General features: G+C 58.8%; 15 protein-coding genes. 6 read left to right on the top strand and 9 right to left on the bottom strand.

The genetic code is table 11. The features are described 5' to 3' along the window. Nucleotides 1-328 precede the first annotated feature (328 nt). From CUN63_RS18180 to CUN63_RS18170, 3 genes are read right to left on the bottom strand one after another with little or no spacing between them, the layout of a single operon-like run. Nucleotides 329-952: an SOS response-associated peptidase gene (locus CUN63_RS18180; RefSeq protein WP_046048287.1), complete on the bottom strand. Its 624-nt coding sequence runs from the start codon at nucleotides 950-952 to the stop codon at nucleotides 329-331. 35 nt (nucleotides 953-987) lie between these two features. Beyond that, a complete protein-coding gene (locus CUN63_RS18175) occupies nucleotides 988-1,248 on the bottom strand; it encodes a putative signal transducing protein (RefSeq protein ID WP_008153386.1) in 261 nt (86 codons plus the stop codon). A 12-nt stretch (nucleotides 1,249-1,260) separates the two neighbouring features. Next, on the bottom strand, nucleotides 1,261-1,443 hold the full coding sequence (locus tag CUN63_RS18170; protein ID WP_129441317.1) for a CPXCG motif-containing cysteine-rich protein: 183 nt from the start codon (nucleotides 1,441-1,443) through the stop codon (nucleotides 1,261-1,263). 142 nt (nucleotides 1,444-1,585) lie between these two features. Between CUN63_RS18170 and CUN63_RS18165 the strand changes: the two genes are divergently transcribed. Continuing rightward, nucleotides 1,586-2,749: a 1-acyl-sn-glycerol-3-phosphate acyltransferase gene (locus tag CUN63_RS18165; protein WP_178082665.1), complete on the top strand. Its 1,164-nt coding sequence runs from the start codon at nucleotides 1,586-1,588 to the stop codon at nucleotides 2,747-2,749. Between the two features lie 128 nt (nucleotides 2,750-2,877). On the opposite strand, the gene CUN63_RS18160 is transcribed toward CUN63_RS18165, so the two are convergent. After that, complete coding sequence (locus CUN63_RS18160) at nucleotides 2,878-3,162, bottom strand: hypothetical protein (RefSeq protein ID WP_129441312.1); 285 nt, start codon at nucleotides 3,160-3,162, stop codon at nucleotides 2,878-2,880. A 190-nt stretch (nucleotides 3,163-3,352) separates the two neighbouring features. Between CUN63_RS18160 and CUN63_RS18155 the strand changes: the two genes are divergently transcribed. Next, nucleotides 3,353-3,559 carry a hypothetical protein gene (locus CUN63_RS18155; RefSeq protein WP_010458215.1) on the top strand — a complete coding sequence of 69 codons (207 nt, stop codon included), beginning with the start codon at nucleotides 3,353-3,355 and terminating at the stop codon, nucleotides 3,557-3,559. A 193-nt stretch (nucleotides 3,560-3,752) separates the two neighbouring features. Here CUN63_RS18155 and CUN63_RS18150 read toward each other — a convergent pair whose 3' ends face one another. Then, nucleotides 3,753-4,337, bottom strand: coding sequence for a YajG family lipoprotein (locus tag CUN63_RS18150; RefSeq protein WP_033061281.1), 585 nt, complete (start codon nucleotides 4,335-4,337; stop codon nucleotides 3,753-3,755). 204 nt (nucleotides 4,338-4,541) lie between these two features. Between CUN63_RS18150 and CUN63_RS18145 the strand changes: the two genes are divergently transcribed. Then, nucleotides 4,542-4,775 (top strand): hypothetical protein, encoded by a 234-nt coding sequence (locus tag CUN63_RS18145; RefSeq protein ID WP_129441310.1) that lies wholly within the window; start codon nucleotides 4,542-4,544, stop codon nucleotides 4,773-4,775. 739 nt (nucleotides 4,776-5,514) lie between these two features. Then, on the top strand, nucleotides 5,515-7,023 hold the full coding sequence (gene mqo, locus CUN63_RS18140; RefSeq protein ID WP_129441308.1) for a malate dehydrogenase (quinone): 1,509 nt from the start codon (nucleotides 5,515-5,517) through the stop codon (nucleotides 7,021-7,023). A gap of 157 nt (nucleotides 7,024-7,180) precedes the next feature. Here mqo and CUN63_RS18135 read toward each other — a convergent pair whose 3' ends face one another. From CUN63_RS18135 to CUN63_RS18120, 4 genes are all read right to left on the bottom strand, one after another. Continuing rightward, nucleotides 7,181-7,468, bottom strand: a complete 288-nt coding sequence (locus CUN63_RS18135) for a PA4642 family protein (protein WP_129441306.1) — start codon at nucleotides 7,466-7,468, stop codon at nucleotides 7,181-7,183. A 63-nt stretch (nucleotides 7,469-7,531) separates the two neighbouring features. Further along, the gene (locus CUN63_RS18130) at nucleotides 7,532-8,017 is read right to left on the bottom strand and encodes a hypothetical protein (protein WP_129441304.1); all 486 of its coding nucleotides are present in this window, start codon (nucleotides 8,015-8,017) and stop codon (nucleotides 7,532-7,534) included. 102 nt (nucleotides 8,018-8,119) lie between these two features. Then, entirely contained in the window at nucleotides 8,120-8,593 is a 474-nt protein-coding gene (locus tag CUN63_RS18125; protein WP_129441302.1) for a WbuC family cupin fold metalloprotein, read from the bottom strand. A 4-nt stretch (nucleotides 8,594-8,597) separates the two neighbouring features. Continuing rightward, complete coding sequence (locus CUN63_RS18120) at nucleotides 8,598-9,155, bottom strand: hypoxanthine-guanine phosphoribosyltransferase (protein WP_047229412.1); 558 nt, start codon at nucleotides 9,153-9,155, stop codon at nucleotides 8,598-8,600. 174 nt (nucleotides 9,156-9,329) lie between these two features. Between CUN63_RS18120 and upp the strand changes: the two genes are divergently transcribed. After that, nucleotides 9,330-9,968 (top strand): uracil phosphoribosyltransferase, encoded by a 639-nt coding sequence (gene upp / locus CUN63_RS18115; protein ID WP_059406165.1) that lies wholly within the window; start codon nucleotides 9,330-9,332, stop codon nucleotides 9,966-9,968. 2 nt (nucleotides 9,969-9,970) lie between these two features. Further along, a complete protein-coding gene (locus CUN63_RS18110; protein WP_129441300.1) occupies nucleotides 9,971-11,245 on the top strand; it encodes a uracil-xanthine permease family protein in 1,275 nt (424 codons plus the stop codon). Nucleotides 11,246-11,323: the final 78 nt, after the last annotated feature.

The raw sequence follows: 11,323 nt of genomic DNA, 5'->3' as shown, positions 1-11,323 counted from the left end.
GCAGGTCGGGCAGGTCGGAGCGATAGATAACTATTTCAGCCTTGGCGATATCGATGCCAACAACCGTCTGCGAAGTAAGGATTGTCATGACGAATCCTCGGAGCTAGGGTTTAAGAGCTTGTCGGGGTCTACCGTTGCGCTGGCTTGCCTCTATCGTCGGTTTTACCGATGAATTCCTTATCGGCGCTTTGGGTAGAAAGGGCGGGACGAGAAGTCTCCCACGGTCTGTACTGGTCAGAGTCAGAATCGAGCTTTTAGTCCCGCCCACCCCTTCAAGTCTAAACATACAAGCGAGCTTGCTCGCGATGGCGGCGGTACAAGCGCCCAATCAGCCGGGGGTAAGACACTCCGGCCCATTAAGCTTCGGATCATTCACCAGATTCGCCAACACCCGCTCGCGCAATGCCGCGGGTTCACTGGCGAGCAACGCTTGCAAGGCATGCAACGGCGTCTCTGGATTGAGCCACGCCTCCTGCCCCGCCGCATCGAGAATCAACGGCCGGCGCTGACTCGCCGCCGGCTGCGTGATCACCGCTGTACTCAACCACACCTGCTCCTGCACTGGATACGCTTCCCAAATCGCCGCAAAGAACAGCGTCGAGCCCTCCCCCGGTGTCAGCCAGTACGGTCGCTTGCGGGTCGTGCCGCGCCATTCGTAAAAACCATTGGCCGGCAGCAGGCAACGGCGTTCGCGCAGGGCCTGGCGAAACATCGGTTGTTCGGCAACGGTTTCGGCCCGGGCATGGGCTGGCGTACGGGACAAATCGGTCAGCCACGGCGGCGTCAACCCCCAGCGCGCTCGGGCCAACTCACGCTGACCGTCAACACCCGCGCGCAGCATCAACACCGAATCGTTGGGAGAAATATTCCACTGGGCCTGCTGATCGGCGGGGAAACCAGGCAGGGCCGCGAAGGCGGGGTTCCAGCGAAACAGGGCATAACGTCCACACATGGGGCAACACGACTCTTGATAAAACGAACGTCAGCCTAACAGACCAGCGTGCCGGGAAAACTTTCCGGTTCATCGCCTGGCAGTGGCAGCGCGGCATTGTACGCGGTGATCAACTCCCGGGCGTACTCGGCCTCGTCGTTATCGACTGACAGGCCCAGCAGGCCAAAGATCGGCAATTCGCCGCTGCCACCGAGCAAATCGCGCCCCACCAGATGCGCTTCGATGCCCTCGCTGGCCAACATGCTTTGCAGCAACTCACCTTCCATGAGGTTTTCCGGCTCGTAGATTCGCTGCATGGGGTGCCCCTTTCATTCGTTTTCGCTGTGAACTTCGAGCAACCATTCGTGACCGTCAGTCTGCAGAACAAACGTGATGGGGCGACAACACACCGGACAGTCTTCGATATAGGTCTGATCGCCACCGGACAAGTCCAGAACGGCCTCAGCCTCTTCACCACAATACGGACATTCGTAGCGCTCGGTTTCCAGCATCGCGGTCTCCCAGGTGACTTGTGCGTATAATCGCCGGTCTATTTGCAGGGCTATTTTTGTCTGGCTAACTTTTCAGACCGTGCCCCGTTGGTTTTCGATCAAAACCTTTACTTACCCTAGCCGTTTCTAACAAGAGAGCATGATGGGCGAATTCGATGCCATCCGACCTTACAATGACAGCGAAGTCCCGGCAGTGCTGGACCGGCTGCTCGGCGACAAGGCGTTTCTAGATATCCTCATCCACTTCCGCTTCCCGCGTTTTGCCGGTGCTTTCGGCTGGATGCTCAAACCTCTTATAGCTCATCGGCTGCGCCGTGAGTTCGCTGACGTCACGTCGGTGGCCACGTTGCAGGATAAAGTCGAGATGTACGTCGACCACACCATCGAGCGAGCCACGGACGGGGTGACGTACACCGGCGTCGAACAGTTCAAGTCCGGCAGCGCCTACCTGTTCATCGCCAACCATCGCGACATCGTGATGGACCCGGCCTTCGTCAACTACGCCGTGTACCACGCCGGCCTGCCGACACCGCGCATCGCGATCGGCGACAACCTGCTGCAAAAGCCCTTCGTCAGCGATCTGATGCGCCTGAACAAGAGCTTTATCGTGCACCGCTCGATCACCGGTCGACGCGAGAAGATGGCGGCGTATCAGCTGCTGTCGGCCTACATCAACCACTCGATCCGCAAGGATTGCGCCTCGATCTGGATCGCCCAGGCCGAAGGCCGGGCCAAAGACGGCGACGACCGCACCGAGTCGGCCATCCTCAAGATGTTCCACATGAGCCGCAAGGACGAGCCGTTCGGCGAAGTCATTCGTTCGCTGAACGTCACCCCGGTGTCGATCAGCTACGAATATGACCCGTGCGATCAAGCCAAGGCGCGCGAGCTGTTCATCCGCGCCACCACCGGCAGCTACACCAAAGTGCCGGGCGAGGACGATGTGAGCATCGCCAAGGGCATCACCGGCTACAAGGGCCGGGTGCATGTGAACTTCGCCTCGCCGATCACCGAGCTGTTCGACGACACCAAGCAATTGGCGATCGAGATGGACCGGCAGATCCTCGGCGGCTACCGCCTGTTCCCGGTGCACTACCTGGCCTACGCCCAGTGGAAAGACGCCGACCCGCAATTGCAGGTGCCGAAAGCCTCTGAAGTGTTTGCGGCCGACGAACTGGCCAAGGCTCAGGAGCAATGGCAACAGCGCCTGGACGCGTGCCCTGAGGAGCATCGTCCGTTCATGGTCCTGCAATACGCGACGCCGGTGCGCAATCAGTACCGTGTGAAAGCAGGTTTGCCGCTGTAAGGTTTTTTTGAAGCGAGATCAAAAGATCGCAGCCTCGTTTCACTCGACAGCTCCTACAGGGCGAACGCTATCCCCTGTAGGAGCTGTCGAGTGAAACGAGGCTGCGATCTTTTTTGCTTTTTAGCGATTCAAACCCGAGTGCTGATCCACGACACCAGCAGCGCCAACCCCAGGCAGGCAAAACCGAAACGATAGAAAAACCGGTTCATGCGCAAGGTCGCGCCGTCCAGCATCAACGTCGGTTCATCGATACGACGGCTCTGGCTTTGCGCTTCGAGAGTGGCCAACGCGCGCTGTTCGCGGCGACGAGTGGCATGCAGCAACCATCCGCCCGGAAAGGCAAACAACAAGGCCAACAGGTTGATCAACTTGGCGGGATGGTTGGTAAATAGCGAAATCAAATGCAACGACATCACGGACCTCAGCAAAACAGGTGGCAGACGCCGAACCGACGACCGCGGCGCGAATTCTACCGAAAGCCTCCCCTCCTGCCCTTGCTTTCCGACAAATAACGAACCATTTGACCGAATCCTGTCCTGTGTCACGGCGCCGTCATCTGAACACGCCAGTCTGGCGCCCCTCGAAACCGACACGGAAACCGTCATGCTGCACGCCGAAAACCAGGATCGCCTCTACCTTATTGCCCAAAGCGACGAACAACAAAACCTCGTTGGCAGCCTCGCCTTCAACGTTCAGGACCGCCACTGGTTGGTGTATTGCGCATTGGGTGGGCATCAGCATGCGGATTTGCCGGAGACGGATTTACTGACGGGCGTGAGTGTTCTGGATTTTTATTCGCAGGCCGCCTGACACCGCTGAACCCCTGTGGGAGCGGGCTTGCTCGCGAAGGCGGTGTGTCAGCTGCATTGATGTTGACTGACACTCCGCCTTCGCGAGCAAGCCCGCACACACAGTTGTTCAGTGCAGGTCCGTGGGAAATTGACAGACATGAAAAAGCCCGGGGCCATTGCTGGCACCGGGCTTTTTTGAATCCAGCGAACGTTTATTCGCCGAGAATCTGACCAATCGTCGGATCCTTGAACAGACGCGTCAACGCATCGCTCAACACATCGCTGACCAGCTTGGTATTGGTTTCCTGATTCGGCGCCATACCAAAACGCTGATCCAGGGACGCACCGTAACGACCGCTGTAACGACGATTGGCATTCTGCACATCGGAGCGGAAGGTCGCGCCAATGGTGGCTTCAGTCACATACATGCCTTCTTTAGGCGACTGATACTTCAGCTCGGCCAGCGTCACGGTCAACTGCGGAGCATTCAGCGCATTGGAGGTTGGGGTGAAGCCCAATAACCGCACGGCTGCTTCGGCCTGAGCCTGCAACTTCGGCAGAATTTGCGCGCCCTGCACGGTGATCGCGCTGGTTTCAGGGTACAGGCCACCACGGGTGCCCAAAGTCGGCGACGGACGACCGTCCACCACACGCACCACCACCGGCTGACCATGGCCGACCGGTGCCAGCTGAGTCGTCAGCTTGGGTTCCGGATTCAGTTGTTGCGGGCTGTGGGCGCAGCCAACCAGGGTCAAACTGGTCACAGTGATCAAACCGAACAACAGGCGTTGCAACATGCTCTTCTCTCCAGAATCAGGCACAAACAGGCCCGCAGTATAGCGGTGCGCCACTGCGGCTAACTAGAGCCCTTCAGTGATTACTGAAATGTCTGACAAACCCTTGGGAAGCGGGTTCCTGTCACATAGATGTCACCGCCTATACACTTGCACGTCACGGTTTGCTAGCTATCTTCATAGCAGTCACCTACAAGGTACTTCGCCATGCGCTATCTCATCTCGCTGTTCAACCCTCGCCCTCTGCATCGCTGCTTCGCCCTGCTCGACCGCAACGGCCACTGCCAGGCATTCAAACAGTGCAGCCTCCAGCCGATGGGCGATGGCTGGGTCGAAATCGAAGAAATCCGTCTCAACTGGCTGCACCATCCCCTGCCCCCTAGCGCCCGTGTCAACCAGCGCCAGCCACGTGCGCGGGCTCAACACCTGTGGACCACCTGACCGAACACCTAATAAAAGTCATTAAACACGACCATTTCCCTGCGTTTCTTCGCTACAATCTCCCCCCGATTATAAGGACGTCTCCTGATCGGGCCTCGCAGCATCGTCAATGCGCTTGTATTGACACCCCGCACCGCCCACAGAGAGCCGCCCACACAGATCGAGTGAAGCTGGCGCGCTTGCTGTTCCTTGAGCAAAAACCCCACTTTTCGCGAATCTGCAGAGCTGTCATTACGCTCGGTCACTGAGCTGTTTGCCCGTTTTGCCTGTCATGTATCCCATGGCGGCAATCCATCCGGGCACGGTGCCAGGCTGGGGCAGCCCTTTTTTGAGGTTCACGTCTTCAAAAGAGCGTGAAAAAAACGGGTTTTCACAACTTCACAAGAGTGTGGCGAGCAAATGAATAGTTTTGCGTCTGAATATGCACCATTAGCGTCTGAAACAGCCCAACGACACAGGACCGAGTACGCCTCGAACACCGGAGCCTGAAGCCTGTCCTCTACGGATTTGGTTGCACAAACGGATGTATCGACCATAAGTCGAATTGCCAGCCGCGCGTTGAAGTGAGTTCATGTAACTCTTTTAGACCCGGCCGGTAGCGTCCGTCGAAGTTGCGAAAAATTGCGAAGATTCGGACATGGCGATACTGCCATGGGTACCTGGGGCATCACTGACACGCCCCTGAACGCCTGGCAGCCATGCCGACAATTTGGTGCTGCAGATTTTGGAGACGCGTTAAATGGCGCATAACGAAGCAGTCGACGTAGTACTGGTTGGGGCCGGCATCATGAGTGCCACCCTCGCTGTACTGCTCAAAGAGCTCGACCCCGCGATCAAGCTGGAAGTCGTCGAGCTGATGGATTCCGGTGCCGCGGAGAGTTCGAACCCGTGGAACAACGCCGGTACCGGTCACGCCGGGCTGTGTGAGCTCAACTACACGCCGCAGGCCGCCGACGGCACCGTCGACATCAAGAAAGCCGTGCACATCAACACCCAGTTCGAGGTGTCGAAGCAGTTCTGGTCCTACCTGACCAAGAAAAGCACCTTCGGCTCGTGCAAGACGTTCATCAGCCCGGTGCCACACCTGAGCTTCGTCCAGAACGACGATGGCGTTTCCTTCCTCAAGGAACGCTTCAAGACGCTGAGCAAGCACCACGCCTTCTCGGACATGGAATACACCGAAGACAAGGCCACCATGGCCGAGTGGATGCCGCTGATGATGCCTGGCCGGCCGACCGACGAAGTCGTCGCCGCCACCCGCATCATGAACGGCACCGACGTCAATTTCGGCGCCCTGACCAATCAACTGCTCAAGCACCTGACCAGCGCACCCGATGCCCAGGTCAAGTACTGCAAGCGCGTGACCGGCCTCAAGCGTAACGGCAGTGGCTGGACCGTCAGTATCAAGGACGTCAACAGCGGTAGTTCCCGTGACGTCGACGCGAAATTCGTGTTCCTCGGCGCCGGTGGCGCGGCACTGCCGCTGCTGCAAGCTTCGGGCATCGAAGAAAGTAAAGGCTTCGGCGGCTTCCCGATCAGTGGCCAGTGGCTGCGTTGCGACAACCCGGAAGTGGTCAAACACCACCAGGCCAAGGTTTACAGCCAGGCGGCCGTGGGTTCGCCTCCGATGTCGGTGCCGCACCTGGACACCCGCGTCGTCGATGGCAAGAAGTCCCTGTTGTTCGGACCTTACGCCGGTTTCACCACCAAGTTCCTCAAGCATGGCTCCTTCATGGACCTGCCGATGTCGGTTCGCGCCGGCAATATCGGCCCGATGCTGGCCGTGGCGAAAAACAACATGGACCTGACCAAGTACCTGGTCAGCGAAGTGATGCAGTCGATGGAGCAGCGCCTGGATTCCCTGCGTCGCTTCTACCCTGAAGCGAAAGCCGAAGACTGGCGCCTGGAAGTGGCCGGCCAACGCGTGCAGATCATCAAGAAAGACCCGAAAAAGGGCGGCGTTCTGCAGTTCGGTACCGAACTGGTCGCGGCCAAGGACGGTACACTTGCTGCCCTGCTCGGCGCTTCGCCAGGTGCGTCGGTGACTGTTTCGATCATGCTGGAACTGATCGAAAAATGCTTCCCGAACAAGGCGTCCGGTGAGTGGGCTGCCAAGCTCGCGGAAATCTTCCCGGCTCGGGAAAAGGTTCTGGAGACCGATGCTGCGCTGTATCGCAAGATCAATGTGCAGAACAACGTCGCGCTGGAACTGGTTGAAGCCAGCAACGAGACCGAAAGCTACGCTTGATTCGGCCGCATAAAAAACGCCCCGTTCTCATTGAGAGCCGGGCGTTTTTTTGTGCCGCTCAAAAGATCGCAGCCTCGCTACGCTCGACAGCTCCTACAGGTATGAGCGAACCATTTGTAGGAGCTGTCGAGCGTAGCGAGGCTGCGATCTTTTGATCTTAACCGCGAGCCTTTTCGATCAGTTCGATGTACTCGGCCGCGTTGCGCTGATCCTTGATCAGGGCGACGAAGTCATCGCCGTGCTCATCCTTGCCGTCCAGATCCAGACCGGCCTCAACAAAGAACGTCAGAAAACGCTCGAAGTCATCGATGCGCAGGCCGCGATAGGCCTTGATCAGTTTGTGCAGCGACGGCGACGTGGCGTCGACCGGTTCGAAATCGAGGAACAGCTTGATCTGCTCATCGCCGATCTCGTCACCAATCACTTGCTTCTTATCTTTACGCATTGCCGACTCCAGCTCGCAGACATTTCACGGGGCGGGCAGTTTACCCCTCCCTTGCCACCGGGCTCAACGCGGACGAACAGCGCCCGTGTGCAGATCGGCCCAGATATGGCCGTTGGCATAGCTGAGGAATTGGCAATACACCGTGTCATTGCGCAACAAGTCGATCACCACCCGGTACTGGGCCATCGGGTAAAACAGCGTCAGGGTTTTGCTCCTTTCGTCAAAGATCGGCTTTTTCAGGCTTTTGCTTTCGCCATCGAAATTGACCAGCACCTGGTTGATGGTCGCGCCCTTGTTCAAGGATTTGCCCTTGAGACGGATCAGCAATGGTGAGGTCACCGGAATCGGCTGCTGGTTGGACTGGCGCTGGCTGCCGACCACCACCGAGTACTCGGTAACCTGCAACAGCTGTTGTTGCTCGGGCTCCGCGTCACGCAGGGTCAGGTCATCGGGGGGCAGGAACTGCGCGTGCATCGGCGCCGGGGCGGCAGCCAGAGGCAGGCTGACGGTCAGCAACAGGGCGGCGCATCTGCGGATCAAAAGGCTCATGACAGGCTCCCAAGGCGAAGCCGAGCACTGTAGCAGCTGGCGCAGCCTGCGTCCGACTTGGGCGAGTCCATCCAATTACAGAAGTCTGCGGCGGGCTGAAGATCAATCGAACTGCGCGCGCATCCACGCCTGATACTCGGCCACACCCGGCTCGCCTTCACGCGGTGCCCAGTGCGCAAGTTCACCCTCACCAACCGGACGATAAGGGCCGGCCTTGCACTCGAACATCAGGCTGTCAGCTTCCAGTACCACCAAGCCATGGAACACACCGGTTGGCAGATCCACGCCGACACAGTCACCACCGGCTACGAGGACTTGTTTCGTCACGACCACGCCAGACTCATCGAAGATCAGCAAACCGAGCCGCCCTTTGAGGACCAACAAGGTTTCAGCCTTGTTGTCGCCCAAGTGTCGGTGAGGCGGGATATACGTGTTTGGCTGCAAGCCCACCGCCATGCGGTGGCACGACTCTTCCATCTGATGGAAGTTGTGATGCTGACGCCCGCGAGGATTCGCCGCCGCTTTCTCGGCCAACCCGGCGAACAGTGTTTGATCAAGAAAGCTTGGCGCGGTCATGTTCTTACATTCCTTTAACGGCAAAAATCCCGTTGGCGTTACGCCAGTAGCCTTTGTAGTCCATGCCGTAACCGAAGATGTAACGGTCGATGCATGGCAGGCCGACGAAATCGGCTTTCAGGTCCGGGCGAGCCTTGCGGTCGTGGTCCTTGTCGATCAGCACGGCGGTGTGCACAGCGCGGGCACCGGCGTGTTTGCAGAAGTCGATGATCGCGCCCAGGGTGTGACCTTCGTCGAGGATGTCGTCGATGATCAGCACGTCACGGTCGATGAACGACACTTCCGGCTTGGCTTTCCAGAACAGATCGCCGCCGCTGGTTTCGTTGCGATAACGGGTGGCGTGCAGGTAGGACGCTTCCAGCGGGAAGTTCAGATAGGTCAGCAGCTTGCCAGAGAAAATCAGCCCGCCGTTCATCACACAGAACACCACCGGGTTGGAATCCGCCAGTTGATCGTTGATTTGTGCACCGACGCGGGCGATGGCCGCCTCGACTTCAGCTTCGGTGTACAGGCAGTCAGCCTCTCGCATGATTTGACGGATATGCTCGAGATCAGCGGACATGGCGCTCTCCAGGGGGGGGGGGGGGGTGGCGGATTCAGGAAAAGCGGGCAAAGGTACGCATCAAGCGAGGCCAGATCAAGCGTTTGTGGACTAACGTACTGTATGTCTATAGGACAACACCCTCGGATAGATTAATCTAGGCCGGTTTTTTTGCCCGCCGCCGGAGCCTTTCCCATGCCCATCCTCGAGATCCGCCATCCGCTGATCCGTCATAAACTTGGCCTTATGCGCCGCGCCGACATCAGCACAAAGAATTTCCGCGAGCTCGCTCAGGAAGTCGGTGCCCTGCTGACCTATGAAGCCACCAAAGACCTGCCGCTGGAAACCTACGATATCCAAGGCTGGGCCGGCACTGTGTCGGTCGAGAAAATCGCCGGCAAGAAAATTACTGTAGTACCGATCCTGCGCGCCGGTATCGGCATGCTCGAAGGCGTGCTGAGCCTGATCCCGGGCGCCAAAGTCAGCGCCGTCGGCGTGGCCCGCAACGAACAGACCCTGCAGGCCCACACCTATCTGGAAAAACTGGTTCCGGAAATCAACGAACGCCTGGCGATGATCATCGACCCGATGCTCGCCACCGGCAGCTCCATGGTCGCTACCATCGACCTGCTGAAAAAGGCCGGTTGCCGGGATATCCGCGCGATGGTGCTGGTGGCTGCCCCTGAAGGCATTGCCGCCGTTGAGAAGGCTCACCCGGATGTGACCATCTACACCGCTTCCATTGACGAGAGACTGAACGAACACGGTTACATCATTCCAGGCCTGGGCGATGCCGGTGACAAGATCTTCGGCACCAAGCAGAAGGACGCTTGAGCATGCAGCAAGAGTTCAACGATCCGCTCTGGCGCACGGTGCTGTCGGGTGCGCAGATGCTGTTCGTGGCCTTCGGCGCCCTGGTGTTGATGCCGCTGATTACCGGCCTCGACCCGAACGTGGCGCTGTTCACCGCAGGCCTGGGGACGATTCTGTTCCAGATCGTCACCGGGCGTCAGGTGCCGGTGTTCCTGGCGTCGAGTTTTGCCTTCATCACCCCGATCATTCTCGCCAAGGGCCAGTTCGGCCTCGCGGCGACCATGGGCGGCGTGATGGCGGCGGGGTTCGTCTACACCTTCCTCGGCCTTGCCGTGAAGATCAAAGGCACCGGTTTCATTGACCGTCTGCTGCCACCGGTGGTGATTGGCCCGGTGATCATCTCCATCGGCTTGGCCATGGCGCCGATCGCCGCCAACATGGCGATGGGCAAGGCTGGCGACGGCACTGAGCTGATTCATTACCAAACGGCAATGTTGATCTCGATGCCAGCGCTGCTGACCACCCTGATCGTCGCGGTGTTCGGTAAAGGCATTTTCCGCCTGGTGCCCATTATCTCCGGCGTGCTGGTGGGTTTTGCGATGGCGTTCTATTTTGGCGTCGTTGATACCGCGAAAATTGCCGCCGCACCGTGGTTTGCCATCCCGCACTTCACCGCGCCGGAATTCAACTGGCAGGCGATTCTGTTCATCGTTCCGGTAGCGCTGGCCCCGGCCATCGAGCACATCGGCGGCGTGATCGCCGTCGGTAGCGTGACCGGTCGCGATTACCTGAAGAAGCCCGGCCTGCACCGCACCCTGCTCGGCGATGGCATTGCCACCACCGCGGCTGGTTTGTTCGGCGGTCCACCCAACACCACCTACGCCGAAGTGACCGGCGCGGTGATGCTGACCAAGAACTACAACCCGAAGATCATGACCTGGGCGGCGATTTTTGCCATCAGCCTGGCGTTCGTCGGCAAGTTCGGCGCGCTGCTGCAAAGCATTCCGGTGCCGGTGATGGGCGGGATTCTGTGCCTGTTGTTCGGTTCGATCGCGGCGGTGGGCATGAACACGTTGATTCGCCACAAGATCGACCTGGGCGAAGCGCGCAATCTGGTGATTGTCTCGGTGACCCTGGTGTTCGGGATTGGCGGCGTACTGGTCGGCACCGGCACAGGGCCGGACGACTTCGGCCTCAAAGGCATCGCGCTGTGCGCCGTGACGGCGATTGCGCTGAACCTGTTGCTGCCGGGTAATGACAGCTGGAAGCACAAGAAGGCGAATGATCAGTTGCTTTGAAGACTTAAGGTCTTTATTGCAGTGAGATAGCCATCGCGAGCAAGCTCGCTCCCACACTGGATCTTCAGTGAGCACAAA

The organism is Pseudomonas sp. ACM7 (assembly GCF_004136015.1).
GTDB lineage: Bacteria > Pseudomonadota > Gammaproteobacteria > Pseudomonadales > Pseudomonadaceae > Aquipseudomonas > Aquipseudomonas frigoris.
The sequence above is the reverse complement of the archived record's forward strand: the minus strand, read 5'-3'. Positions and strand labels throughout refer to the sequence as shown.